The 26,073-nt window shown below is 68.7% G+C and carries 26 protein-coding genes; 15 read left to right on the top strand and 11 right to left on the bottom strand.

Features of this window, described 5'->3' with window-relative positions:
* Positions 1–398: 398 nt before the first annotated feature.
* Complete coding sequence (locus tag ON29_RS13570) at positions 399–1,949, top strand: acyl-CoA carboxylase subunit beta (RefSeq protein WP_040866598.1); 1,551 nt, start codon at positions 399–401, stop codon at positions 1,947–1,949.
* 216 nt (positions 1,950–2,165) lie between these two features.
* Here the strand turns inward: ON29_RS13570 and ON29_RS13565 are convergent, their stop codons facing one another.
* The 7 genes from ON29_RS13565 to ON29_RS13535 form a co-directional block, all read right to left on the bottom strand.
* Positions 2,166–2,747: an Rv1733c family protein gene (locus tag ON29_RS13565; RefSeq protein WP_157172766.1), complete on the bottom strand. Its 582-nt coding sequence runs from the start codon at positions 2,745–2,747 to the stop codon at positions 2,166–2,168.
* Positions 2,729–3,388 carry a TetR/AcrR family transcriptional regulator gene (locus tag ON29_RS13560; protein WP_051175184.1) on the bottom strand — a complete coding sequence of 220 codons (660 nt, stop codon included), beginning with the start codon at positions 3,386–3,388 and terminating at the stop codon, positions 2,729–2,731. Before ON29_RS13560 ends, ON29_RS13565 begins: the two co-directional genes overlap by 19 nt.
* Before the next feature lie 186 nt (positions 3,389–3,574).
* Complete coding sequence (locus ON29_RS13555; protein WP_051175167.1) at positions 3,575–4,525, bottom strand: Sco1979 family transcriptional regulator; 951 nt, start codon at positions 4,523–4,525, stop codon at positions 3,575–3,577.
* 101 nt (positions 4,526–4,626) lie between these two features.
* A complete protein-coding gene (locus ON29_RS13550) occupies positions 4,627–5,571 on the bottom strand; it encodes a Sco1979 family transcriptional regulator (RefSeq protein ID WP_040866595.1) in 945 nt (314 codons plus the stop codon).
* Positions 5,572–5,956: 385 nt separating this feature from the next.
* Positions 5,957–7,021 carry a fused (3R)-hydroxyacyl-ACP dehydratase subunits HadA/HadB gene (locus ON29_RS13545; RefSeq protein WP_040866594.1) on the bottom strand — a complete coding sequence of 355 codons (1,065 nt, stop codon included), beginning with the start codon at positions 7,019–7,021 and terminating at the stop codon, positions 5,957–5,959.
* A 178-nt stretch (positions 7,022–7,199) separates the two neighbouring features.
* A complete protein-coding gene (locus tag ON29_RS13540) occupies positions 7,200–8,573 on the bottom strand; it encodes a lipase family protein (RefSeq protein ID WP_040866593.1) in 1,374 nt (457 codons plus the stop codon).
* A gap of 234 nt (positions 8,574–8,807) precedes the next feature.
* The gene (locus ON29_RS13535; RefSeq protein ID WP_083863461.1) at positions 8,808–9,983 is read right to left on the bottom strand and encodes a lipase family protein; all 1,176 of its coding nucleotides are present in this window, start codon (positions 9,981–9,983) and stop codon (positions 8,808–8,810) included.
* A 344-nt stretch (positions 9,984–10,327) separates the two neighbouring features.
* On the opposite strand from ON29_RS13535, the gene ON29_RS13530 reads away from it, so the two are divergent.
* On the top strand, positions 10,328–10,570 hold the full coding sequence (locus tag ON29_RS13530) for a hypothetical protein (protein WP_040866591.1): 243 nt from the start codon (positions 10,328–10,330) through the stop codon (positions 10,568–10,570).
* Positions 10,571–10,580: 10 nt separating this feature from the next.
* Here the strand turns inward: ON29_RS13530 and ON29_RS13525 are convergent, their stop codons facing one another.
* Positions 10,581–11,690, bottom strand: a complete 1,110-nt coding sequence (locus tag ON29_RS13525) for a lipase family protein (RefSeq protein ID WP_040866590.1) — start codon at positions 11,688–11,690, stop codon at positions 10,581–10,583.
* A 165-nt stretch (positions 11,691–11,855) separates the two neighbouring features.
* Here ON29_RS13525 and ON29_RS37045 point away from each other — a divergent pair, with 165 nt between their 5' ends.
* The 4 genes from ON29_RS37045 (at position 11,856) to ON29_RS13505 (ending at position 13,954) form a co-directional block, all read left to right on the top strand.
* Complete coding sequence (locus tag ON29_RS37045; protein ID WP_051175183.1) at positions 11,856–12,320, top strand: DUF2599 domain-containing protein; 465 nt, start codon at positions 11,856–11,858, stop codon at positions 12,318–12,320.
* Positions 12,321–12,402: 82 nt separating this feature from the next.
* Positions 12,403–13,062 carry an SDR family oxidoreductase gene (locus tag ON29_RS13515; RefSeq protein WP_040866589.1) on the top strand — a complete coding sequence of 220 codons (660 nt, stop codon included), beginning with the start codon at positions 12,403–12,405 and terminating at the stop codon, positions 13,060–13,062.
* A 64-nt stretch (positions 13,063–13,126) separates the two neighbouring features.
* Positions 13,127–13,429, top strand: a complete 303-nt coding sequence (locus ON29_RS13510; RefSeq protein WP_040866588.1) for a putative quinol monooxygenase — start codon at positions 13,127–13,129, stop codon at positions 13,427–13,429.
* A 297-nt stretch (positions 13,430–13,726) separates the two neighbouring features.
* Complete coding sequence (locus ON29_RS13505) at positions 13,727–13,954, top strand: hypothetical protein (protein ID WP_040866587.1); 228 nt, start codon at positions 13,727–13,729, stop codon at positions 13,952–13,954.
* Between the two features lie 235 nt (positions 13,955–14,189).
* Here the strand turns inward: ON29_RS13505 and ON29_RS13500 are convergent, their stop codons facing one another.
* Positions 14,190–15,089, bottom strand: a complete 900-nt coding sequence (locus tag ON29_RS13500; RefSeq protein ID WP_051175166.1) for a Sco1979 family transcriptional regulator — start codon at positions 15,087–15,089, stop codon at positions 14,190–14,192.
* Between the two features lie 90 nt (positions 15,090–15,179).
* Complete coding sequence (locus ON29_RS13495) at positions 15,180–15,401, bottom strand: DUF397 domain-containing protein (protein WP_040866650.1); 222 nt, start codon at positions 15,399–15,401, stop codon at positions 15,180–15,182.
* 326 nt (positions 15,402–15,727) lie between these two features.
* Between ON29_RS13495 and ON29_RS13490 the strand changes: the two genes are divergently transcribed.
* The 4 genes from ON29_RS13490 to ON29_RS13475 all read left to right on the top strand — a co-directional run bounded on the left by ON29_RS13490 (position 15,728) and on the right by ON29_RS13475 (position 19,030).
* On the top strand, positions 15,728–16,525 hold the full coding sequence (locus ON29_RS13490) for an SAM-dependent methyltransferase (RefSeq protein ID WP_174371817.1): 798 nt from the start codon (positions 15,728–15,730) through the stop codon (positions 16,523–16,525).
* A gap of 222 nt (positions 16,526–16,747) precedes the next feature.
* Complete coding sequence (locus ON29_RS13485) at positions 16,748–16,987, top strand: hypothetical protein (RefSeq protein WP_040866586.1); 240 nt, start codon at positions 16,748–16,750, stop codon at positions 16,985–16,987.
* Between the two features lie 243 nt (positions 16,988–17,230).
* The gene (locus ON29_RS13480; protein ID WP_040866585.1) at positions 17,231–18,493 is read left to right on the top strand and encodes a PucR family transcriptional regulator; all 1,263 of its coding nucleotides are present in this window, start codon (positions 17,231–17,233) and stop codon (positions 18,491–18,493) included.
* 102 nt (positions 18,494–18,595) lie between these two features.
* Positions 18,596–19,030: a CBS domain-containing protein gene (locus ON29_RS13475; RefSeq protein WP_040866584.1), complete on the top strand. Its 435-nt coding sequence runs from the start codon at positions 18,596–18,598 to the stop codon at positions 19,028–19,030.
* On the opposite strand, the gene ON29_RS13470 is transcribed toward ON29_RS13475, so the two are convergent.
* Positions 19,027–19,458 carry a pyridoxamine 5'-phosphate oxidase family protein gene (locus ON29_RS13470; RefSeq protein ID WP_040866583.1) on the bottom strand — a complete coding sequence of 144 codons (432 nt, stop codon included), beginning with the start codon at positions 19,456–19,458 and terminating at the stop codon, positions 19,027–19,029. The two genes, ON29_RS13475 and ON29_RS13470, sit on opposite strands and share 4 nt — an antisense overlap.
* A 136-nt stretch (positions 19,459–19,594) precedes the next feature.
* Between ON29_RS13470 and ON29_RS13465 the strand changes: the two genes are divergently transcribed.
* The 5 genes from ON29_RS13465 (at position 19,595) to ON29_RS13445 (ending at position 26,058) form a co-directional block, all read left to right on the top strand.
* A complete protein-coding gene (locus ON29_RS13465) occupies positions 19,595–20,851 on the top strand; it encodes an aminotransferase class V-fold PLP-dependent enzyme (RefSeq protein WP_245548940.1) in 1,257 nt (418 codons plus the stop codon).
* The gene (locus tag ON29_RS13460; protein ID WP_040866582.1) at positions 20,848–22,134 is read left to right on the top strand and encodes a heavy-metal-associated domain-containing protein; all 1,287 of its coding nucleotides are present in this window, start codon (positions 20,848–20,850) and stop codon (positions 22,132–22,134) included. The genes ON29_RS13465 and ON29_RS13460 overlap by 4 nt, the downstream gene beginning before the upstream one ends.
* Positions 22,131–23,636 (top strand): type III PLP-dependent enzyme domain-containing protein, encoded by a 1,506-nt coding sequence (locus tag ON29_RS13455; RefSeq protein ID WP_040866581.1) that lies wholly within the window; start codon positions 22,131–22,133, stop codon positions 23,634–23,636. The genes ON29_RS13460 and ON29_RS13455 overlap by 4 nt, the downstream gene beginning before the upstream one ends.
* Positions 23,636–24,961: a pyridoxal-phosphate dependent enzyme gene (locus ON29_RS13450; RefSeq protein ID WP_040866580.1), complete on the top strand. Its 1,326-nt coding sequence runs from the start codon at positions 23,636–23,638 to the stop codon at positions 24,959–24,961. Before ON29_RS13455 ends, ON29_RS13450 begins: the two co-directional genes overlap by 1 nt.
* 467 nt (positions 24,962–25,428) lie before the next feature.
* Positions 25,429–26,058: a TetR/AcrR family transcriptional regulator gene (locus ON29_RS13445; protein WP_051175165.1), complete on the top strand. Its 630-nt coding sequence runs from the start codon at positions 25,429–25,431 to the stop codon at positions 26,056–26,058.
* The last annotated feature ends 15 nt before the right edge of the window (positions 26,059–26,073 follow it).

The raw sequence follows: 26,073 nt of genomic DNA, 5'->3' as shown, positions 1-26,073 counted from the left end.
GGCACGGACAGAACCGCTGCGGCACCGCGATTTTCGAATCCGGCGCCCGAGCCGTCGCCGGCCCGCCGATCTCCGGAGTATGTGACGCAGCGCCGTCCGCGCATTTCCGGCGCTGCGTCGAGCTCACCCTAGATCCGTCGGCACCGACCTGAGAAGCCCCCTCCGACGCTGTGAGGACGGTTCATCGACGCTCACGGCCACGATTGGGACGTCGCACAGTCCGTGTCGTCGCGGCCGACCGGTCCGGTGCGTGCTATGAACCGTGGATTCGAAAGGCAAACCTGTGAGCTGTTCCATGAGATCTTCCGATGGGCTGTGCAGCGGATCGCGGCGCCGATAGCATCGAGCGCCGCGCTGCCGTACGGCGTCGCGACGAGTTTCGAAGGGCTACACCACATATGAGCGGTACGCGAGAGAAGCTGGACGAGCTGCGGGCGATCCTGGAGCTGGCCGAGGAGCCCGCGGGCGAGAACGGAATCGCGAAGCGCAAGAGCAAGGGCATTCCCAGCGCGCGGGAGCGGGTGCGCGCACTCCTCGACCCCGGGAGTTTCGTGGAGATCGGCGCGCTGGTGCGCCAGCCGGGCACCCCCGGCGCCATGTACGGCGACGGCGTGGTCACCGGGCGCGGCCGGATCGACGGCAGGCCCGTCGTGGTGATCGCGCACGATCAGACCGTCTTCGGCGGCTCGGTGGGTGAGATGTTCGGCCGCAAAGTCGCCGCCGCGCTCGATTTCGCCACCACGAATGCCTGCCCGGTCGTCGCGATCAACGACTCCGGTGGCGCCCGCATCCAGGACGCGGTCACCTCGCTGGCGTGGTACGCGCTGATGAGCCGCCGCCAGGAACGGCTGTCCGGCTTCGTGCCACAGGTATCGATCATGCTGGGCAAATGCGCGGCCGGGTCGGTCTACGCACCGGTGAACACCGACGTCCTGATCGCGACCGAGAAGTCGTACATGTTCGTCACCGGGCCCGAGGTGATCAAGGAGGTCACCGGCGAGGAGGTGACCATGGAGGAGCTGGGCGGCGCGCAGGCGCAGGCCGCCACCGGCACCGTCCACCACGTCGCCGCCACCGAGCAGGACGCCTTCGACTGGGCCAGGACCTATCTGAGCTATCTGCCGTCGAGTTGCCTGGAGCCCGGCCCGATCGTCAACCCGGGGCTGGAGCCGCAGGTCACGCCGCACGATCTGGAGCTGGACTCGATCATTCCCGATTCCGATCGGCAGGGCTACGACATGCACGAGATCTTGCTGCGCCTGTTCGACGACGGCGACTTCCACGAGATCAGCGCGGCCACCGCGCAGAACCTGATCACCGGCTTCGCCAGGGTGGACGGGCGCAGCGTCGGGGTGATCGCGAACCAGCCCCTGGTGCTCGGCGGCGCGATCGACGCCAAATGTTCGGACAAGGCGACGCATTTCATCCGCTTGTGCAATGTCTTCGGGTTGCCGCTGATCTTCGTCGTGGACACCCCCGGTGTGCTGCCCGGCGTGGAGGAGGAGCGCAGCGGGGTGATCAAACGCGGCGGGCGGTTCTTCCGCGCGGTGATCGAGTCGACCGTCCCGATCGTCACCGTCGTGGTGCGCAAGGCTTACGGCGGCGGCTACGCCGTGATGGGCTGCAAGCAACTCGGCGCAGACGTCAGCCTGGCCTGGCCGACGGCGCGCATCGCCGTGATGGGCGCCGAGAGCGCGGTGAGCATCGTCGGCAAGCGTCAGATCGCCCAGGTGCCCCCCGAGCAACGCGCGGCGGTGCGCGACTACATGATCGAGCAGTACAACGCCACGGTGGCCACGCCATGGATCGCCGCCGAGCGCGGCTACATCGATGCGGTGATCGAGCCGTCGCGGACCAGGCTGGAGATCCGTCGCGCGCTGCGCCTGCTGCGCGACAAGGAGGCGAGCGCCGAGCCCAACCCGCGCAAGCACAGTCTCTTCCCCGTCTGAGACGACCCAGACTCCGGTTATGTTGTGTCACAACGTAACCGGGTCTATGTGATGGGATCTCCGGCGATCCGCGCCGAACGGGGCCGCCCGGCACGCCGATGCCTTAATCTCAGGGCAGTGCCGGGCTGCTTCGTTCGCCGCGTTGCCGCCCCGGCACGCGACGTGCCCGCTGCGCCTGTTCCCTACCCTCGCCCGGCGGGCACGCCGCACCAAGGCTCAGCCGTGCCCCCAGGTGAGGTCGGCGGCCACCCATTCGGTTTCCCACCGGCGCAGCCGCCGCCGATCGAGTCCGCGGCGCAGCAACAGGTAACTCCCCGCGAGCACGATCGAGACGCCGAGCACCGCACCCGCGGTGAGCATGACCGCTTTGCTGGCAGGCTGGGACGAGGAGGGCGGCTCGACGATCGCACCGCGCTCGTTCAGCCAGATCGGCACGGCGGCACCCGGCTCCACCACCGTGGTCGACTGATAGTCGCCGGTGTGGGTCACGCCGTCGGCGTCTTTCCAGGACACGCGCGCGGGCACCACCGGCGCGTACAGCGGCGCCTTCCCGGTTTCGATCACCGTCGCGTCGACCTGATGCAACCGCGCCGTCTCGGCTTGCACCGCGGCCGTCTCCACCCGGTACACCCGGCCGCCGACGGTCACCGCCAGCACGGGCACGACGATCAGGAACACCAGGGCCAGCAGGACCGCGAACCCGGTTTGCACACGGTCTTCCCTGCGGCGCAGCGGATTTCGATCCAGGCCGACGCGGCGGCACGTGCGGCGGTACATGTTCACCGACCCGGTAGACATGACGGTGACTCCTCGTTACGGAATTCGGTGGTGAGGGTGACGAGGGTGTCGAAGAACTCTTCGACGAGGCCGGGCAGGCCCATCGGATCCGGGCCCGCCGCCCAGCTCTGCAGCGCCGCCAGCAGGAGGCCGGCGCCTGCGCCTACGGCGACCGCCGGACGCGGATCGGTCAGCGGATCCACCCCCAGCCGCGCCGCGATGATCCGGACCGATTCGCGCTGCCCGTCGATGCGGATGCGCTGATAGCCGGCGAACAGTTCGGGTTCGTCCTCGAAGCGCTGGAACAAAGCCCAGCGACGGGCCAGCAGGGACGCGCGCGCGCCGCCGTACTCGGTGGCGAACCAGTCGTGGACGGCGTTGCGGTAGGCGGTCAGGGGCGGCTCACCCGGCGGCCGGCGGCGCAGCGCCTCGTTGAACAGATGGACGTCTTGATCGACATCGCCCAGAATCGCCTCCTCGATGGAGGCGAAATGCCTGCTGAACGTGCGCCGCGTGACACCCGCCCGCACCGCGATGTCCTCGACGGCCACCGCTTCCAGCCCCCGCTCGGTGAGCAGGTCGAACGCCGCGCGCGACAACGCCTCGCGGCTGCGCCGAGTGCGCAGTCGACGGCCGTCCAGACCGACACCGTCGTCGCTCATACACACAGCTTACCCCCTATTGTCCCAATGGGACAATATTCGGTCCTTTCCCCGGCATGCGGATCATCTCGCACAGGAAATGCCCGATTCGGGCGCGCTGAATCCAGGAGGGAGCGTACGGGGTGCGGGTCGGCGAGGGAGTTCTCTCCGGCGCGCGAATGCGGCGTGCCGCGGTGCGCGTTCCGGTCACCCTCGCGGGTGGTCCACCGGTTCGTCGACCGTCGGCGGGACGCCGTCGCGCAAGACCTGGAGCAGTTGCCGGGAATGCTGCGGGGAAGGGGCCAGCAGCGAAAGTTGGTTCAGCGCGGCGTAGTACACATCCAGGTCGGCGATCTTGTCCAGATACAGCGCGCTGGTCAGCTGCTGAAGGTAGACGATGTCGGGCAGATCCGCCTCGGCGAAACGCAAGATGGTGAACGCGCCGTCGGTGAGGGCCGGGCCGCCCACATGGTCGGCCAGGATCTGGATGGTGATGTTCGGCTGAGCGGCCGCGCGCAGCACGCGGTCGAGCTGGGCGCGCCAGACGGTCGAGCCGCCGATCCTGCGGCGCAGCGCGGCCTCCTCGATGATCATCCACAGCTGGGGCGGGTGCGGACCGGCGAGGATGTCCTGCCTGCGCATGCGCAGCGCGACACGACGTTCGATCGAATCCTCCGGTTCCCCCGGATGCGACAGGGTGAGCAGCGAGCGGGCGTACTCCGGCGTCTGCAGCAGTTCGGGGACCGCTCGCGGTTCGTAGCTGCGGATCAGGCGCGCCGCCTGTTCCAGCCCGAGGTAGGTGTCGAACCATTTCGGCAGCCAGTCACTGTCCCGCGCCCACCAACCGGACGCATTGGCCTGCCTGGCCAGTTCCAGGTAGCGCTCCCGTTCCCCGGGATCGGTCACCCCGTAGAGGTCGAGCAGGTCGACCAGATCCCGTTCCCGGCAGCCGGTGCGCCCGAGCTCGAGCCTGCTGATCTTCGAATGCGACCCGCGGATGGCGTCACCGGCCGCCTCGCGGGTGATATTCCGGGACTCGCGTAGGCGGCGCAGCCTGCCGCCGAGGACCATGCGTAGGACCGTCGGCCCGCCGCCGGACACCGGATGACCACCGGGCCCGGCAGAATCTCTCGCCTGTCGTTCCTTCGAAGGGCGCATGCCCCGAGTCTGCCATGTTCACCCAGTCGTTATCTATGGTCGAAAGTCCCTGTACCGCTGGGTATTCGTGGTTGCGCCGGGCTCGTCGCCGCGCCTTACGGTCAGGCGTGGCCGGACGGCAGCTCCACGATCCGTGGCTCGCGCTCGCGCAACGCCGCGATGAGGTCGCGGGTGTACTCGGGCGGCGCGGCGTGCACCGACAGCAGATTCGCCACGGCGCGGTAGGCGGCGAGATCGGCGTCCTTGTCCAGGTACAGCGCGCCGGTGAGCTGCTGGAGATACACGATGTCGGGCAGATCCGCCTCGGCGAAGCGCAGCATGGCGAACGCGCCGTCGGCCAGCGCCGGGCCGCCGACATGATCGGCGAGCACCTGCACCGTGATGTTCGGCGCCTCCGCGGCCCGCAGCAGGTGCTCGAGCTGGGCCAGCCACACCTGCGATCCCCCGATCCTGCGCCGCAGCGCCGCCTCCTCGACGATCAGCCACAGCTGGGGCGGGTCGGGTCTGGTCAGGATCTCCTGACGGCGCATCCGCAGGGCCACGCGCCGCTCGATCGACTCCTCGTCCTCGTGCGGGTGCGCGAGCACGAACAGTGCGCGAGCGTAGTCGGGGGTCTGCAGCAACTCCGGGACGACCCGCGGCTCATAGCAACGGATGAGCTGGGCGGCCTGCTCCAGCCCGAGGTAGGTGTCGAACCACTTCGGCAGCCAGTCGGCGTCGCGATGCCACCATCCCGAGGTGTTCGCCTGCTTCGCCAGCCGCTTGAACTCCGCGCACTCCTCCTCGTCGGTGACGCCGTACAGCGCGAGCAGATCCACCAGATCCCGTTCCCGGAAACCGGTGCGCCCCAATTCCAATCGGCTGATCTTGGAGTGCGAGCCGCGGATCGCCTCGCCCGCTTCCTCCAGCGAGATGCCGCATGCCTCGCGCAACCGCCGCATCCGCCCGCCGAGGATCATCCGCAAGGCGGTCGGGCCGCCCTCGGCGGCGGGAGCCGTTCCACGAGCGATGGTTTCGTTCTGAGGCCGCACTACCGAAGCACGCATGTACGCAGTCTTGCATGCGCACTGCCCACACTCCAGCACCGAGCCACCGCCGGCGACGCGAATGCGCAGGTGTAAGCACATCCGCAAGATCAGCGCGGGATAGCGGGCACTTCACTCGCTGCCGGTGGCAGTCACCCGACGTCGCGTACAGCGCTGTGCCGCAGCCCGACTTCGCCCACCCCTGCACCAACATACTCCCAGTACGCGCGAAACCCAGGTGCCGCGAAGCCAACGGTTCCCGGCGGCGCTGCACTTTGCTGGGCGAGAACGCGATACCGGGCGCACAGCTCTCCGACCGAGCCGCGTCACCGGGTGCTTCCGACGCCCCCACGACGGCACAGGCCCCACACCCCGGACGATGACGAGGCCGGAGCGGCCGATCGGTTCAGCGCAGCAGCACGTCCGCCGTCGCGCGACCGAACAGCTTCCGGTCCCCGCAGGTCGCCGTCAAGGCGATGGTGGCCGCGCGGCGATCCGGATCCAATTGCTTGACCCGGCCGTGGAATTCGATCGCGCTGGCCTTGGTCGCCGGGACCGGGGCGAACCCGGCGAACCGCACCCCGTACCGCGTCACGGCGGCGGGATCACCGAGCCACGCGGTGAGATATCCGGCGCCGAGGCCCATCGTCAGCAGACCGTGCGATACCACGTCGGGCAGACCGGCGCTGCGCGCGACCTCGTCGCTGAAGTGGATCGGATTCGAATCGCCCGACACACCGGCGTAGTTCACCAGATCACCACGGGACACCAGCACCGTGCGCGGGGCGAGTTCCATGCCGACGGACAAGTCCTCGAAAGCGGGAAGGGTACGCGGCATGCGCGGCTCGGCGGGCGCTTCCGGTTGCGCCGGCTCATCGAAGCTCTCGACCAGCCCGCCGTCGTCGTCGGCCAGGCGCGCGGCCGCCGCGTCCGCGCGGTCGGCGGCCGACTGCCCGGTCATGATCACGCCATCGACCACCGCGCGCAGATCGGCGGCCAGCTCGACTCCGGTCTGCGCCACCGCCGTGGTGTGCGCGGTCTGCAACACCTCCTTGTGCTGATTGCTCAGCACGTTCTTGGTGACCATGAAGTCCTTGTCACCGAACTGCCGGAACGACTCGATGTAGGAGTCGCACCGCACCTCGTCGCCCGCGACGATCGGCCGGTGCACCCGGATCGACTGCTCGGTCTGCAGCACTTGGCCGAGGTCGTACCCGGTGAGCACGGATTCGAACATCTTGCGCTGCATCAACATGAGGATGATCGAGGAGAACGTCAGCGGCGCGACGAGTCCGTCGAAGCCCAGCCCCCCGGCGGCGTCTTCGTGCCGATGCGCCGGATGGCCGTCCTGCAGCGCTCGCGCGAACTCCCGGATCTTCTCCCGACCCACCTCGTACGGGTCGGTCAGGCGGTAGTGCCGCCCCACCAGTGCCTTGGCCTGCTCGGACGCGGTGGTCGTGATGTCGCTCATGTGCCTCTCTCGGGAATTCGGGCGTTACCCCGCCCGGACCGGCCCACCGTACCGAAGCGCCGACGACACCGCACAGCACTCTAGCCAGATCTGGGCATACGAACCGAAGGGGACACCATGTTGATCGCACTCCCGGGCCCGCGGTGTTAACCGGAGCCCTCACCGCGCCATCACCCGGTCAGCACTCGTCGGGCGCCCGGACTCCCCGCAGCCTGTCGTCGAGCCAGACCATGGCTTCCGGATAACCGAGCGCGCCCGCGATGATGTGCTCACCGAGCACACTGCGGTACACCGCGGGCACCCCCAGGCGGCACTGCTCCGCGTAGAGATTGCGCGCACCCTCTGCCGGGATCCAGAACTCCTGCTCGCCGTTGTAGACGTACAGCGGGGTCGCCGACCTCATGCCGGCCATCTTCGTCACCCGAAAGATGTCCGCGGCCAGCGTCGAATGCAGCGGATCGGGAAAGTTCGCGGCGAGGTCGATCGGCAGCATCAGCACACCGATCGCCCCGTAACTGCTGCCGCACATGTTCTTCACCGGTGAGGTGGCCACCCACTTGGCGAGATTGTTCATCCCGGCCAGGATCTCCGGCCGCTCGCGGCCGATCCCGAAGACCGCGCCCATGAACACGGCCGAGGCGAGGTTGCCGTTCATGCTGCGCGCCAGGATCTCGAAGTCGGCGGGCACCCCGCCGAGTGCGGCGCCGACGATCACGCCCGCCAATTCCGGTGCGTAGCCGTCGATCAGCTTCACCGCCCCGTGCGTCGCGATCGCGCCCCCGGAATACCCCGCGAGCCCGAACTTCGCGGCGCCGAACTCGTCCGGCAACAGACCGCGCACCGCCCTTATCGAGTCCAGCACCGCGTGCCCGGCCACGATCGGCTCGGCGTAGGCCATCGACGGGCCCTCGTGGTCGGGGATCAGCACGGCGTAACCGCGCAGCGCCGCCACGTGCGTCGTGGGTGGCAGGAAATCGGTGAAGCTGGTGTCCGGGTTGAGCCCGTGCGCGAGGGTGTATCCGGGCGTGCAGGTACGACCGAGGGCGTCGATCGGCAGGTTGTTCACCACCACCGGCCGCTGGCCCGGTCCCGGCCACGGTGCGGCGGGAACGACCAGCGTCGCCGTGGCATACGACGGCGCGCCGTGCGCGTCCGTCGTGCGGTACTTCATCAGGAGCGCCCGCTGAATGGGCATCAGCATCAACGGCGCGGTGGTCGCGCTCACGTCGCGGATTTCGATGACCTGCCCCTCGGACAGCTCGTCGAGATTCGCCGGGCGCAGGTCGAACATCGGATCACCGACGGCCGACGGCAGGGCGGCCGAGCGCAGCGCCGCCAGCGACGGCGACAGCGTAGTCGCCTCGTGCGCGGGCGAACTCGGCTCCGGCGGCGGTGCGATCGGCGGCGGCGGGATGACCTGATCGATGAGTTGTTGCAACCCGGGCAGCAGCCCGCCGGGCGGTGGGGCGGGCGCGGGCTCCGCGGCAGCGGGGACGGCCAGGGCCGAGCCGGCGGCGAGCAAAGCCACAGCAATGGCACGCGAAATTCTCATAGCACACGCCTTCGGGTGCGAACGGCAACGTCGTCTGGCACCCGGGCGCACTGGCCTTCGACCCCCGAATCGGCCCCTGTCAGACCGGGAGCCAGGACGTCAGGCTACGTCAGCGGCCGTGGCTGGACGCAGTAAAGCATCCGAGTTGTGTTGTCGCGTATCCATATCGCAACAACCGGGCCGAGACCCGTATCCGGAGAACAGGTCCCGGCTCGGCCGGTCACGTATCGTCGCTCAGCAATTGCTCGGCGCCGGCTCCCCTCGGAAGCGGGCGTCCAGCCAGGTCAGCGCCGCGGGAATACCCAGCACCGCCGCGGTCAGATGGTCCGGAACCGGAATCTGCTCGGCCTGCACCTTGGCGCCCGCCGCACACCACCGCTTGTCGGTGTTGACCACCGCGTCGATCGGGATGAGACCGTCGATCGGCGAATGCCATTCGAATACCGGCATCTTCGGCACACCGTCGTAGAGCTCGAGGCTGTTCTCCTCGACCACGGCGCGCGCGGTGTCGTCGTTGATCATCGAGGTCGTCTTGGCGAAGTCCAGCGCACCGCGGCCCGCGCCCGTCGAGAGGATGTCGTTGGTGCAGCTGTTGGCGATCTGCGCGCGGGCGGCCAGCCCCCGCTCGTTCAACTGCTCGCTGAGCGGGAAGCGAGTCGGATACTCACGCTCCAACCCGAATCCGGCGGCGAACGCGAGCCCGAACACCGGGTGCGGGTTCAAACCCAGCCCCTCGAGCATCTTCACGAGATTCATCGGCACGCCGCCCATGGCCGCGCCGGCGATGTCGAGCTCCGGGGCGTACTTCGGTTGCAGGGCGGCCGCCCACGCGGTGGCCATCCCGCCGCCGGAATACCCGACCATCGCCACCGGGCTGCGCTGCACCCCGAGTTCGCCGACCTGCTTGACGGCGCGTATCCCGTCGAGGGTGATCTGCCCGCCGAGCTTCGCGGCGCCGTAGGCGAAATTCGGGCCGAGGTGATCGGGCAGCGCGACGCTCCAGCCGCGCGCCAGCAGCACGTTCCAGCCCGGCGCTTCCCGCACGACGAGGTTCGGGTCACCGGTGTAGAGCACCCGGGAGACCGAGCACTCCGCGCCGAGTCCGTTGATGATGTGCTGGAACGACAGCAGCGGCCCGTCGGTGCGATGCGCCTTGGGCGTCAGCACCGTGGTGGTCGCGGCGATCGGTTTACCCTCCGAACTCGTCGACCGGAACCGGACCACGGTCACCGTGGTCTCCGGGAAGATCGCCAGCGGCGGCATCACCCTGGTCGCGATCACGTCACCCGGCTTGCGGTCGGCGATATCCGCGGGTGTCGCGTAGAAGGGATCCGGATCGGGTTCGGGGTACAGCGGCGCGCTGGTTGCCGCGCCGGCCATGCTCGCGACCAGCACCAGGCCCGCGGCCATCGCTCCGATCGCACGTGCGAGACGCCGTCGTCCCACTCCCCCACCCAACGAACGTGGGCCCTGACTCATCGACGTGTGCCTCCTGAATCGTCCAACGCTGTACTCATCCTCGGCAACATCACCCGCGCCGAGCACCACCCGACGCGATCATGTTGACAATTCACAAGTTTCGGGTGCCCGGCCTGTGGCGGTCGCGCGCCCCGGCTGGTGACTGTACCCGACCGCCCGGCGTCCGTTCTGTGACATTTCCAGCCGATAACTTGGAACATGTTCTCAGCAGTGGCGGCCCTTTACCGTCAGATCCACCGGCACGGCTGCCGAGCCGGTAGGAAGGAGACGGTGGCATGGACGGCACTGCGCGCAGATTCGCCGACCGCGACGACACCCAGGATCCGCCGACCCGGCGGATCACCGTCTACTTCGACGGCTCCACCCCCGAGGACGCGCTGGTCCTCGAATACGCCGCGACCAGGACCGAGGCCTGGGAGTTCACCTCGGCCGCCGCACACGCCGGGCTCACCGTCACCGTCGACGCCCAGGTCCGGCCCGGCCTGCGCAGGCTACCGTGCCGGTCGCTCTGGCGCTGAGTACGCGAGGTCAGGGCCGATCGAGCACGCCGCGCAGGAACGCGAGCGCGTCGGGAAACGCTTCCCGCGCCGCGCCCAGATGATCGCCGGGGTACCAGCCCACCCGCAGATCGGTGCCGGAGGCGCGCAACTCCGCGATCAGCTCGAGCGTCAACGGCGCGGGCACCTCCAGATCGGTCAGCCCTTGGCCGAGATACAGCGGAACGGAGTAGCCGCTCGTCGGCAGCCGCAACATCGCGCGCACCGCGGCCAGCAACGCCGGATCGTCCAAGGGCCGCGACAGCATGGCGCCGATGCCGATACTCGCCACCTGCGCGTCCGCCTCGGCGGCGCAATCCGCTTCCACGATGCGCAGGACGTCCCGGCCCACCGGCGTCAGGTAGCTGTCGATGTCCAGCTCCGGTGCACTGGCGCGCAATCCGGCCAGCAGCATGCCGAAGTAGGTCGTCGTCTTCTGCAGCGGCAGTCGCGGCAGCCAGGGCCCGGCCAGCGGGAACAGCGCGTCCAGATTCGACGGCGTCCCGGTCGAGGCGGCACCGCGCAGATCGAGGTCGGGCGCGTCAGCGGGTGCGAGGTGGGCGGTGAACAGCGCCGCGTGCCCGCCCTGCGACTGGCCGAACACCGCCCAGCGGGTGCCGAGCGAGGGCGCGACCGCCCGTGCGGCGCGTACGCCGTCGATGATGCTGCGAGCCTGGGCCGGACCGTCCAGGTAGGGGTGCACGCCGGGAGTGCCGAGACCGACATAGTCGGAGATCACGACCGCGTATCCCGCGCGCAGCAGGTCCGGGTACACCGACGTGAGGTAGTAGTCCCGGGGTTGCAGGGTGAACGCGCACTCGTCGGCGATCCCCGAGGTGCCGTGCGCGTAGGCGATGATCGGCCAACCGCCCCGCGGCGGAGAGCCCTCGGGCAGATACAGCACTCCGGTGCTCTGCATCGGCCCACGCGGGCCACGCGACCAATAGGTCAGCCGCTCGGCGGTCGTCGCCCCCGCCACACGCAGCCGCCCCGCCAGCTCCACCAGGTCCGTCACGGTGCCGGGCGCCTCGCCCACCCGAGCGCCCGCGGGTCCGGCCAACGCGACCGTCACCGAGACCACGACGCCCGCCGCCCCCACCATGATCCGTCCACACCGCACCGACCGACTATCCCCAGCCGGAGCCGCACCGGCAAGCCACCACATTCGGTGGCGCGGCCGGGGACTCTCGCCGGGGCCGCCCCGGCTCGCTAGGCTCGGGTGATCACGCCGGAAAGCGGTGCCGAGGAGAACACAGGAGGCTCGACCGTGGCGCAGCGGTACCCGCATCGCCTCGTCACCCGGCGTCGCGCGGCCGCGCTCCTCGCGACGGGCCTGCTCGCCGCGGTGGTCGCCTGCGGTGCCGATGCGTCCGCGCCGTCGGCGGATACCGGCCGCACAACCACCTCCAGCGCTACGGCGTCGCCGATCACGACGGCGCAGGCCGCGATGCCGTCCGTCGACCCTTACGCGGGGCAGCCGCTGATCGATGACGTCACCTGGACCGAGACGATCGACGGCCCGCGACTGCTCGTCTTCCCCACGCAGGCCGGTCGGCAGACCACCTTCCCCGGCTCGGACGAACGGGCGTGGCGGGAAGTCGTGGACCGGTCGGCGGACGCCGACGCACCCGGCATGCGCGATCAGTTCATCTGTCACTGGGCGTGGGCTCGGCTGGTCCAGCCGAACAAGCCGAGCTGGAACCTGGAACCTTGGCGCCCGGCGGTCGGCTAACCGGCCACCGTCGAAGCGCACTGTAATCCCGGCGGCCCCGAGCGCTGAGCGCGGGCGCCGCCCCGACCGGAAGGAGCGATCCATGCGCGTTGTCATCGCAGGCGGACACGGGAAAATCGCCTTGCTGCTGGCCCCTTTGCTCACTGCCGACGGCCACGAGGTCGCCGCCCTGATCCGCAATCCCGAGCACGCGGACGATGTGCGCGGCACCGGCGCCGAGCCGGTGCTGTGCGACCTGGAGCACGCGGCCACCGACGAACTGACCGACGTCATGCAAGGCTGCGACGCGGCGATTTTCGCCGCGGGCGCGGGGCCGGGCAGCGGCGTCGAACGTAAATACACCGTCGATCTGGGCGGCTCCGTCCGGCTCGCCGAGACGGCCGAGCGAACCGGGGTGCGCCGTTTCCTGCAGATCTCCACGATGGGCGCGGGCGAACCGCCCGCTCCCGGTTCCGACGAGGTGTGGGCGGCGTACATAGATGCCAAGACCAAGGCCGAGAACGATCTGCGCAGCAGAGACCTCGACTGGACCATCCTGCGCCCCGGCCGGCTGCTCGATGCTCCGGGCACCGGACTGGTGACTCTGGCCCCGCCCCCGGTCGAGCGCGGCGAGGTCCCCCGCGCCGACGTCGCGGCCGTACTGGCCGGACTGCTGCCCGCCGCGCACACCTTCGAGCTGACACTCGAACTCGTCTCCGGCAGCGATCCGATTAGCCAGGCAATAGCGCAACTGGCCGACTGAGCGGTCGTGTCGCTCGCCACCGCCCTTGCCGATCGACCGCAACGGTCACGATGGGAGAACAACCGTGTTCAGTCGAATCGTCTCGATGAAGATCCGCCCCGGCTCTCGCGCCGAGTTCCTCGCGGCCATATCCCGCAGCGCCGAAGCCTCCGTGCGGACCGAGCCCGGCTGTCTGCGCTTCGACATCTGTGCTGATCGGGTGGATCCGCACCGATTCTTCCTGTACCAGCTCTACACCGATGACGAGGCAGCGGAAGCGCACCGATTCACCGAACATTTTCTGGCCTGGCGGGCCGCCGCGGACCAATTCGTCGAGCCGGGTACACAGATCGATTACAGCACCGACGTCCTATTCGCCCGCGACTGAAATTCGGGTGCCGGGCACCACATCCGCAAACTTCCGGCCTCGAAATACGCACTGCGCACGTGCAATCGATCGTGCAGATGTGCTTGCATCTGAAAGGTACAGCGGCATAAACTCGGTCCCGCAACGCTTTACAGGGGACCACCAGGGAAGGCCGCGTGGGCGAGCCGAAGGCCGAAGCCGCCGTGGGTTTGCCGCCGCCGGACAAGCAGGGGCGTTCGAATGGAACTACCACTCACCGGCGGTCGGTTCGGATCAACCGACACCGCACTGGCCGACCAGCCAGCGAACGGTAGACATATGAGCACATCGACGGCCCGCAGCGGCCACAGCAATACCGCATTTTCCCGAGAAACCGCCGTGGCATACGTCATCGATGCCGTCGAATCCACCGGGGCGGCAACTCGGCACGATTTCGATATCGACCGGATCGTCACCACCGCGCACGCGATGGCCGACGATTGGGATCTCGAGACATTGCAACCCGCGACATTCTGGCGAATTGCCTCCAGCTTCATCAGGCAGTAGGCCCGAGCCCCGCCGTCCGAGCACCGGCGGATAGCTGAATGCCTTGTGCCACGAGCACTTTTGTCGCGTCGCCCGACGCAGGCGCGTAGCCACCACGATGCCGCCGACGCCGGGAGCGGATAGACACCATTTCCGCGGCCACCGCCGCTTAGCAATTGGGCAGCACAACCGAACGGCCACCTCCGATTCCGGAGGTGGCCGTTCGGCGTATCGGGGTTTCCCCGGCCGCGAGACGCTATCGCGCGATCTCGCGCCCTTCGGCGTACTTCTCCATGATCTCGATCGACTTCTCCGGACGCTCGGCCTGCACGCTGAGCCGGTCCATCACCGACAGGTACAGCGCCAGGTCTTGTCGCCGCTCGAGGTACAGCGCGCTGGTCAGCTGTTCGAGGTACACGATGTCCGGGAGTTCCGGCTCGGCGAAACGCAGAATACTGAAGGAGCTGCCCGCCGCGGCGTGCTCGCCCGCGGTGAACGGCAGTACCTGGATCGTCACGTTCGGCAGCTTCGCCAGCCGGACCAGGTGCAACATCTGCTCCCGATGCACCTCCGGGCCACCCACCGGTCGCACCAGCGCGGCTTCGTCGAGCACCGCCCAGACCACCGGAGGATCGGAGCGGAAGAGAATTTCCTGCCTGCGCTGACGCACCGCGACCCGCCGCTCGGTATCGGCGTCCTCGTACCCGAGCGCCACGACCGCCCTGGCGTATTCGGGTGTTTGCAGCAGGCCGGGAACAAGATGCGACTCGTAGGTGCGAATCTTGCTCGCGGCCTGTTCCAGACCGAGGTAGGTACCGAACCACTGCGGCAGCAGGTCGCTGTAGCGATGCCACCAACCGGGTTCGTTGGCCTGCCTGGCCAATTCGAGGAACGACTCGCGCTCCTCGGGATCGTGGACGCCATACAGGGTCAGCAGGTCGCGGATGTCACGTTCCTTGAAGCCGGTACGGCCGAGCTCGAGACGACTGATCTTGGCGTGCGATCCGCGGATCGCGTCGCCCGCCGCCTCGCGGGTGATGTTCCTCTTCTCCCGGAGCTTGCGCAGCTGGCCGCCCAGTGCGATGCGTAGCACGGTCGGACCACGTTCCGCGACAACGGATTGCACATGACCATCGTCATCGGGTTCAGCGATCATCGAGTTCGTCTCCGATACTCCGGGGGTTGCCCACAGTGTGTCACAACCACCTGTCGCGAAACACACCGTACCGACCGCCAATGTTACCGCTCAGCTAGTCAAATAGTCGAACTCCCCGGCCTTCGCGCCGCGGACGAACGCGTCGATCTCCGGACGCGTATAGACGAGGAACCCACCCTCCGGGTCCCGCGAGTTCCGTACCGCCACCTGGCCGTTGGCGGTTTCGGCCACCTCGACGCAGTTGCCGCTCGGATTACTGAAGGAACTCTTACGCCAAGTTCCGATGATCTCGTTGGTGGACGTATCCGACATCTTCCCCACTCCTCGGTTACCGCAGTTAGGCGATTCGGTTCGTGCAGATGCACGTTCAAACGTTCTTGCATTTGCACCAACACCGGACGATAGCACGAAGTTCGCCCTCCGTGCGCTCGCGGACCGGAGGCATCCGGGCGGCGATGTGAAACGCCGTTGCCTCGCCTCGAAAACAGCGAGATCAGCTCCCTGATCCACCCCGCTGGACGAGTTCGAATCTTGTAGTGTCGCAGTGCACATCGGATGCACCAGTCATTCGCGACACCCCCACGCACCCACCCGCACGGCAGTGTCGCGGACACGTTATTGCCGAGGAGTACCACCCCATGCCCGAAGACCACAGCCCCCTCATCCGGACCGACATCCCCCACTCCGCGCGGATCTGGAACTACTGGATGGGCGGCAAGGATTATTACGAGATCGACCGCATCGCAGGCGACGCCGGCATCGAGGTCGATCCGGACATCACCACCATGGCGGTGCAGTCGCGCCAGTTCCTCATCCGCGCGGTGCGCTACCTCGCGGGCGAGATGGGCATCCGTCAGTTCCTCGACATCGGGACCGGCCTGCCCACCATGCAGAACACCCACGAGGTCGCCCAGACCGTCGCGCCCGAGTCCCGGATCGTCTACGTGGACAACGACCCACTGGTGCTCACGCACGCGCGGGCGCTGCTCACCTCCACCACACCGGAGGGCGTCACCACCTACATCGACGCCGACTACCACGATCCCGAGCGGATCGTCAACGACGCCAAGCACGTCCTCAACTTCAACGAGCCCGTCGCCGTGATGTTCATGGGCGTGCTCGGCCACGCCAAGACCTACGACGATCTGCTGCGCATCGTGCACACCGTGCTGGATGCGGTGCCGTCGGGTAGCTACCTGGTGATGTGGGACGGCACCGACGACAGCAAGGCGTATGTCACCCTGTGCGAGAACTACACCGGCACCGGCGGCACTCCTTATGTCCCCCGCCCGCAGGCTCAGATCAAGGCCGTCTTCGACGGTCTGGAACTCGTCGACCCCGGCTTCGTGTCCATCACGCAGTGGCGTTCGGGCGACACCGAGGTCGGTGAGACCCGGCCGATCTCCGCCTACGGAGGGGTCGCCCGCAAGCCGTAAGGCCCCTGAACATCAAACCGTAAGCGGCACAGCGGTGGTCGCCGGTCTCGCACCGGCGACCACCGCTATTTTTTCTCCGACCGATCGTGCAGATGTACTTGCATCTGTAAGTAACGGGGGCATAGACTCGAACTCGAAATCGGGGAGGTACGCAGGGAGTTCGAGCTTGCGTCACCGGCACTTCGGCCTCCCCGCCGCACGTCGGACGCGAGGGGTAGTCGAATGATCGAGCCATTTCGAACGCCCCGCCGGGTTGCCGTCATCGATGGGGCCGGCGCCGAACCCTTGCGCCAGTACTCGGCAGCGCCCGAGTTCGCCCTCTCCGATTGCGGGGTCGAGCCCCGCGGCCTCACCTACCGGCAGGCCCGCGACATTCTCTACACCCACGAAGTCCACGGTCCGCAGTGCAGGCAATGGCTGGCCGCCGCCGCCTACCTGTCAGCGGGGCTGGACGACGAGTAACCCTGCCTGCCGCGGCAGGCACGCAAGAGCCCGCGCCGCAGGCGGAGTCGGCTCCGACGCCGTGACCGGCCGATAACGCTTCGCGGTCCCGCGCCGCGGCCGAAAAGCGCCATCGCGGAACGCGTCCGGCTCCCGGACGATCTCACAGATCACTCCCCGTGCACACGACCCTTTCGTATAGTGATCGATCGACCCGGGCGCGATTTCTCGCACGCCCGGCGTGGCATTGGGAGCGAACTCGTAATGACCTACTCCGCGTTGGATCTGTCCCCCGACTCGTCCGACCCGGTACTGGAAATCGGCGGACAGCCGGCTTCGGTGCCCTTGCTGAACGCCGACAGCGTAGCTTCGCACATGGTCGGATACTTCGAAAACGTCATGGCTCCCTGCCGCACGCTGCCCGGCGAGCAATTACGCGGTGACGTCACGAAACTCACCCGCAGCTGCCTGAACCTCGCTGCCGAGATGTTCGACCGGCGTACCGTACCGGACGAGCATCAGCTCGGCCCCCTCCGCGCGGCTGCTGCTCGTTGGGCACGGGAGGCCGTGCCGCTGAGCACGATCCTGCGCGCCTATCACGAGGGACTGCGCATCGCCTTCGGTCTGGTCACCGCGCCTGCCGCGGCCGACGACGTCGACGAGGTGCTGGTGGCGGCCGATCTGCTTCTCGAACTGCTCGAGGCGATCACCGCGGCGGTGTCCGATGCCTACGTCGACGAACAGCACCTGGTCGCCAAGGAGCATCAGACGGCGGCGCAGACGCTCGCCTCGGCACTGCTCAGCGGTCGCGGCAGCTCGGCTCTGGCACGGCAGACCGGCATTCCGATCGCGGAGGCCTATCAGGTTGTCGCCCTGTCGATTCCGGAACATCCGGACGAGCGCGATCCGCGCGTCGACGGGAACGTGGCCGCGCGCCGCAAGCTGCGGCGGCTGCAGTCCGAGCTGGCCACCGTGTTCGCCTCCCGCGCACTCGCCCTGCTCAGCGCCAAGGGAGGGACGCTGCTCATCCCGTTGGGCGAGGAGGCCGAACCGGTCCTCACCGGCACGACACTCGAGCTGCTCGCCGCTGCCGCCGAGGTGCCGCTCACCGCGACCGTCGTGCCCACCGACACCGATCAGATCCCCGAATCGGCCGATCAAGCGCACGAACTGCTCAATCTCGTGCGCGTCGGTGTCCGGCCACCCGGCCTCTACCAGATGTCGGATCTGGCGGTGGAATACCAGCTCACCCGCAGCGGCCCGGCCACCCGGCGGATCGCGACCATCCTCGACCCGCTGGACGCCCACCCCGAGCTGTTCGACACCATGCGCGCCTACCTCGGCAACGACATGAACCGGCAGCTCACCGCCCGCCAGCTCTACGTGCACCCGAACACCGTCGACTATCGCCTGCGCCGCATCGCCCAGCTGACCTCCGTCGACCTGGCGACCTCGGCGGGCATCTCCCAGGCGGCGATCGCCCTGCTGGCCCGGGATCTGGACCGCAGCGTCGCGCGCAGGCTCTGACCTGCCCACCGTGACCGAACCGTGGCCCGTAACGGATTCGTGCTGGTCACCGCGCCGTGAACTTGCGATCCTGGTAGTGCCCCGACGTCTGGATGGTGAAATATGCGAATTTCGGAGATCCTGCGCAGGAAGGGCAGCGACGTGGCCACGGTCGCACCCGACACGACGGTACGCACACTGCTCGCCACCCTGGCCGAGCGGAACATCGGCGCGGTCGTCGTCTCCCCCGACGGCGACACGATCGCGGGCATCGTCTCCGAACGCGACGTGGTGCGCAGTCTGCACGCGCGGGGCGCGGAGCTGCTGGACACCCCGGTGTCGGCGATCATGACCTCCGCGGTGCGCACCTGCGCACCCGACGACCGGGTCGACGGTCTGCGCCGCACCATGACCGACCATCGCATCCGGCACCTGCCCGTGGTACACGAGGGCAGGCTGGTCGGCATCGTCAGCATCGGCGACGTGGTCAAGAGCGCGATCTCCGAATTGGCGACCGAACGCGAGCACCTCGTCGAGTATCTGCAGGGCAGATATTAGAACGCGCTGGGGTCCCCCAGATCGGCCGACAGCCAGTGCTCCGGCCGCAGGTAGACCGCGACCTGCTCACCGAAGGCCTCGGCCGCCTTCAGGTAGCCGTCGACCGATTCGGCGGGCAGATACCGCGCGGCCATCTCGCGGTGCTGCTCGTCGGTCATCGGGACGGTCCGGGTGACCGGGCCCTCCACACTCACATACCGGACCGTGGGCTCGACCTGCTGCACCATCAGACTGAAGCGGCCGGTCTCCCGGAGATAGCGCATCTTCTGCGACTCCGGGCCGGTCAGGATCCAGATCTCGCCGCCGGGGCTGTACTGATACCAGATCGGGACGGTCAGCGGGCCACGACCGGTACCCGCGGCCACCGCGAAGGCCGCGACATGCGGCTGCGCTAGGAACTCTTGACGCTCTCGTGGGCTCAGGGGCATATCGCCCAGGCTAGTCCCGAAAGTCGTTGTCGGCGACAAAGCTTCGAAGTCCGTACCGAAAATGCGTATCGTGGGTGACGTCCGAGTTACCGGTGAAGGGAGCGTCACGTTGCGGTCCCCTGCCCCGAGATCGCCGGTGACGCGGCTCGACGAGAATCCCCGGCCACCGGCGACGCCGCCGGTCGCGGCGCGGGCGCTGTTCCCGGCGCTCGCCGGCGCCACCGAGGTCTACCTGGACAGCGCCGCGACCACACAGAAGCCGCTTCCGGTGATCGAGACCATCCAGCGCTATCACAGCAACGGCACCGCCAACGTCGGCCGCGGCACCTATCCCTGGGCCACCGGCCTGACCGCCCGGATCGCCCGGATCCGGGAACACACCGCCGCCTTCATCGGCGCCGAGCACCCGGACGAGGTGGTCTTCACGGCGGGAGCCACCGCCGCGCTCAACGCCGTCGCGCTGTCGTGGGGTCTCACGGCGCTCGCCGACGGCGACGAAATCCTCTACAACGCGAGCGATCACGCGTCGAACGTGTACCCGTGGCAGCACCTTCGCGGACTGCTCGCCCGGTTCGGACGCCGCATCCATCCGATCCCCTACCGGACGACCGCCGCAGGGGAGGCGGACACCGACGACATCCTGGCCAAGATCACACCGCGCACCCGGCTGATCACGACCGGGCATCTGCACCATGTCTTCGGCGGTCTCAGCACCCTGGAGGAATTGCGCGGCCGGATCGACCCCGCCATCCTGCTGTGCTTCGACTGCTCGCAGAGCGGCGGGCATCTTCCGGTCGACGTGAGCGCGCTCGGTGCGGATTTCGCGATCTTCGCCGCGCACAAGATGTTCGGGGCGCCGGGTACCGGGGTCCTGTACTGCCACCGGCGTGTGCACGACCGGCTCGTGCCGTTCCTGCCCGGCGGAAATTCCGGCATCGCCACGGATCAGGGCGGTCTGCGGCCGGGGCCGATGCCCGCGCTGCTGGAAGGCGGCACACCCGACATCCCGGGCATCCTCGCCCTCGGCAGTGCGCTGGAGGTGCTGGAATCGTTCGGCATGGATGTCATCGCCGCGCACAACCGTGCCCTGACCCTGCGTCTGATCCACGGGCTGCGACCGATCCGCGGCCTGGAGTTCCTGCCCGGTCCGGCGCATGCCGCGTGCGAGGTCGGCTACGGCATCGTCTCCTTCACCCTGGACGGGATCTCGGCCACCGACGCGGGATTCGTCCTGAGTGAGCTGGGTTTCCTGGTGCGCACCGGCGCGCACTGCGTCCCCGCCGACACCGGCGGCGCGGGCTCGGTGCGGGTCAGCACGCACATCTACAACACGCCCGACGAGATCGACCGATTCGTCGCGTGCGTGCGAACCATCGCCGAGGAGGTCACGTGAGTAACGACATCCCCCGCTACGACCGGCGGGCCGCGTCCAGGGTGCTGGCGCACTTGGCGCAGCCCGGGTCGCACAGCGCGCTCGCGCCCGCTCCCCCGCCGCGGCGAATCGAATTCACTTGCGCGGCATTGCGTCCCGAGCCCGACAGCCATCTCACCTATTCCCAGCGGCTGTATCTGGAGCGGTTCATGCGGCCGTGCCGCGCGGATCAGGTGACCAGCGCGACGCACCGGATGGCGTGGACCGACAGCGACGGCATCCCCAACACCGGGCACTTCCGCGCCGGCGGCCTCGGGCCCTCGGTGCCGATCGCGATGCGGGAGACCGTCCTGGCGCTGTGGCACCAGCTCGACGCCGATGCGGCCTTCGCCGCGCGGATCGCGGCGCTCGGGCCGGGCGAACACGCCGTGCTGGCGGGCACGACCACCGACCACGATCCGCGCGACATCTTCCGGGTGGGCATCGAGGCGGCGGGGCGCGTCCTGGCCCAGCACGCGCTGCTGGCCGCGCAGACCCCCTACCGCGAGGCCGCCGAGTTCGCCGAGGGCCTGCGAACTTCCGGAATCTTCGCCGCGGTGGCCACCCGATGGTTCTGGGAGCTGCAGGCCTCGACCTATCGGCGGGGCATGATCCCGGTGACGCTCGTCGCACAGCCCGACGGCACCGTTCGCTATTCGGCGGAGACGGTCGCGACCCTGCGCGCCATGAAGGACGCCACCATCGCCGACGCGCACGCCGTGATGGAGCGCGCCACCACGGTCGAAGGTCTCACGGTCGCCGAGGCGATCGCCAAGTATCACGACGACCTGGACCTGATCTCCCGGCAGTACGCCCTGCTGCCCGCCGGCAGTCATCCGGCCTGCCTGGCGGCCACGCCGCATCAGCTCGACAGCGGGCATGTCAGTATCCTGCCGTCGCTGGTCGACCGGTTCGTCGCGACGTTCACCGAGATCGCGGGCCGCATCGAGGTCGCGGAGGTGAGCGCCGAACTCGACGAGGCGAGCGCCGACCGTGCCGCCACCGCCGAGGACCAGGTGTTCTACGTGCCGGACATGACATGCAAACACTGCGTCCGCACGATCGGCGGAGTCCTGGAATCGATGGACATCCGCGTGGTGGAGATCGATCTGGACAGCAAACGCGTGGTGGCCGAGTTCCGCAGCCCGCGCAATCGCGCCCGGGCCTTCGAAGCGATCCGGGACGGCGGCTACAACCCGGTCGCGGAACGCCCCGACGGCGCCACGCGGGCCTCGGTCACCGAGGCATCGGAAGCCGCCGTATGACGCCTCGGCCGCCCGCGCTGCCCGCGAAGCTGCATCCGATGGTCCGCGCCTTTCTCGACACCCCCGGCCTCGCGGCGGAAGCACGGGCGAGTTTCGGGTCTCCGGTGCATCTGGTGTTCCCGCAGGTCTACTCGGAGAATCTGCTCCGTTTGCGCACTGTGCTGCAGCGACGCCTGTCCGGGCACCGAATCTGCTACGCGCACAAGGTGAATCAGTCTCGCGCGTTCGTCCGCACGGCTGAGCGCGCGGGCATCGCCGTCGACGTCGCGTCACCGCACGAACTGTCCAGTGCCCTCGCCGCCGGGTTCGGTCCGGCGCGCATCGAGGTCACCGGGCCGAAAGGGGAAGCATTCCTGCTCGAGCTCCTCGACCGCGGAGTGACGATCAACGTGGACAACCTGTGGGAACTGGGCCGCATCGCGGAGCTGGCCTCCGACCATGCGGAAATACCGGTGCTGCTACGGGTTTCCGGTATCGGCAGGGGGCAGGTGAGCCGGTTCGGGATGCCGGTCGCGCATGTCGAGCAGGCGTTCGATCTGCTGTCGGCGCAGCGCGGGCGAATCGCCTTTCTAGGGTTCGCCTTCCACCTCGACTCCGGCGATCTCGGCGAACGCGTCCGGGCGATCGATGCCTGCCTGCGCCTGATCGAGCGAGCCTACGATCGCGGGCTCGCCCCTTCGGTGCTCGACATCGGCGGCGGCTTCCGGCAGGTGTTCACCGCCGACGCCGAACGGTTCGACGCCTACGTGCTGGCGCTGCGTGAGTCGCTGCTCGGCCGTGGGGAACCGATGACCTGGGGCAGTAACACCTTCGGCTATCACGTCGCGGGCGGCGCCGTGCACGGCACACCGGTGTTCCACAAGTACGCCAACACCGTTCCCGCCGACCGCATGCTCGCCGATCTTCTCGACGCGCCGCTGGAGCGGCACGGCGGGCGCACGGTCGCGCAGGTGGCGGGCGACAATCTGCTGGAGATATGGCTCGAGCCGGGCAAGGCGCTGGTCGACCACGCGGGCATCACGCTGGCCACGGTCGAGTTCGTCAAGGAGGTCGCCGACGGCAGCGTGCTGGTGCACGTCGATCTCAGCCGCGATGCCGTGACACCCGCCGACCAGGAGGTCATGGTCGACCCGATCCTGCTGCCCCGCGCGGGCGTCGCCGCAGGCACCGACCGCGCGGAGGGCCCGGTCGGCGTCTACATCGCCGGACGGTTGTGCCTGGAGCGAGACCTGATCACCAATCACAAGGTCTGGTTGCCCGTCCGCCCCCTGCCGGGCGACACGGTGGTGTTCCCGAATACCGCCGCCTACCACATGGACCTGTCCGCGGCGACGGCCTCCATGCACCCGCTTCCCGCGAAACTCGCGGTCACCCGGGCGCCCGACGGATTCCGGATCGTCCCCGATACCGCCTACGAACCCGACTTCCCCGTCGAGTCGTCGCGGCCGCGTCCTCTCGCGACGCACGCCGCAGGCCCGGTCCGATCGGTCGAGGCCTCCTGATGCGATACGACCACATCACCGAACTCATCGGTGACACGCCGCTGCTGCGGCTCGACCCCGCGGTGCACGGACTGGCCGGTGTCGAGCTCTACGCGAAACTGGAGTCGCACAACCCCTTCGGCTCGGTCAAGGACCGGGTGGCCTGGGCGATGTTGCGCGACGAATTGACGGAGCTGCGCGGAGGCGGCCGGACGCTCATCGAGGCCTCCAGCGGGAACACGGCCAAAGCGCTGCGCGTCCTCGGCGCGATGTACGGCATCGACCTGCGCGCGGTGACCAACCGGATCAAAGTCGGCGAGGTCCGTGACCTGCTGCAGCTGTTCGGGACCGAGATCGTGGAACTGCCCGGGCTGTCCGAGTGCCCGGACCCGACCACACCGAACGACGTCTACTCGGTGATCGAGGCGACAATGGCGCAGCATCCCGGCGCCTACCGGCATCTGTCGCAGTACACCAACGAGAAGAACATCGAGGCGCACCACCACGGCACCGGTCGGGAGATCCACGAGGACCTCGCGGCCGATGGCATCACCAGGATCGACTATCTGATCGGCGGGCTCGGCACCACCGGTTCCACCAGGGGGACCGCCACCTACCTGCGCAAACACAATCCCGAATTGCGCGCCGTCGCGGTTGTCTCGGAGCGGTCGGACTTCATTCCCGGCATCCGGTCGGAGACCGAGATGTGGGATGTCGGGCTGTTCCAGCCGGAGTTCTACGACCGGATCGTCTCCGTATCGGCGGGCGACGCCGTGGACGCGACGCTGCGCTTGGCGACCGGATACGGTGTCCTGGCCGGGCCCACCAGCGGCGCGGCCTACACCGCCGCGCTGGACACGCTCGGCGCACTCGATCGCTCGGCCACCGATCCGGACGACCCGATCGTCGCGGTGTTCATCGTCTGCGATCGGCTCGAGCCGTACCTGTCCTACATCAAGAAGCGCAGGCCGGAACTGTTCGGCCGCGCCGAACGCGAAACGGCGCCGAGCGCCGACGAGCTGGCGGCGGTGCCGCGCCTGTCGCCCGAGCAGCTCGCCGAGCTGGACCGGACCGGCCGCCCGACCATCGTGGACAGCCGTGGCGCCATGGCCTACCGGATCGGGCACGTGCCCGGCGCGTTGAACATTCGCGACGACCAGCTCGATGACATGTTCGGCCACGGCATCCCGTTCCCGCGCTCGCGGCCCGTGGTCTTCGTCTGCCCCGTGGGTGAGTTGTCGGTGCGTTTCGCCGCGCGAGCCCGTCGAGCCGGATACGACGCCGCCGCCCTGGCCGGTGGTGTCGTCGCCTGGCGCGATGCGGGGCTGCCGCTGGAACGAGGCTGATCGCCGCGGGCTCGCAGGCCGTCGGCCACCTCGGTGCGGCGGAAAACCCCGACAGAAGCGGGGCGACCGGGCCGCGGTAGCCTCTGGCCAGCCATTCGACGGTGACGGTGAACAATTCGACGAACGCGTCTGCCGTGCCCGGCTCGAACAGCGCCGTCGGGTAGATGAAGACCCCGTCGATGCCCGCGGGCGCACCGCGCCGGTGCCGAACCGCTGGTCGGGCGGAACGTGATCCCGGGTGCCCGATTCGGGCGCCGATCGCCTCAAACCAGATCACCGCAGCGGAGTTGTTCACGCGCCGTTACCCTCCACTACCGAATCCCCGAGAGACCCCGGGACGGTAACCAGAACGAGTAAACCGACAGCTACCATGCCGTGACGGCGCGGGAGCCATTTCGGCAAGACCGCGGGGTCCGGGCTCGGTGCGCGCGGCGCGGGGGCGCGCCGCCAGGCATTATCGTGGGGCCGTGCAGACAGGTCAGGAAGCAGACGACGACGGGGGCCCGCGGATCTGGGGCGGGACGACGCTCACCGAACGCAGGGAGACGCGGCGGGCGGCGCTGCTGGAGGCCGCGCTCGATTTGATCGGCGAGTCCGGAGCGAGTGGAGTCACCATGCGGGCGGTGTGCCGCAAGGCCAACCTCACCGACCGCTACTTCTACGAGAGCTTCGCCAGCCGCGACGAGTTGCTGGACGTGCTCTACCGTCAGGTCGCCGAGGAATTCCTGGAGCCCATGACGGCCTTCGCCGCCACCGACGACCCGTCCCGCGACCGCGCGCTGTCGGAGATACTCGTGGACAAGGTGCTCGACGATCCGCGCAAGTCGCGGTTGTTCCTGGTCGAGCCGTATTCCAGCACCGGCCTCGGGCAGACCACCTTCGCGGTCATGCCGGTCTTCACCCGGGTCATGCAGGACCATCTGTTCGGCCACATCGACGACCCGGTCAAACGCAGGCTGGCGGCGGTGAGCATGGCCAGCGGAAACGCGGGCATGTTCTCGGCGTGGCTGAACGGCTCGCTGCGCGCCACCCGGGAGCAGATCATCGAGCACTGCCTCGCCATGCTGACCGTGTACCGCTCGCTCTACCGGTCCTGACCAGCGTCGCGACCC

Source organism: Nocardia exalbida NBRC 100660, assembly GCF_000308575.1.
Taxonomy (GTDB): domain Bacteria; phylum Actinomycetota; class Actinomycetes; order Mycobacteriales; family Mycobacteriaceae; genus Nocardia; species Nocardia exalbida.
This window is presented reverse-complemented; position numbering and strand designations above follow the sequence as displayed.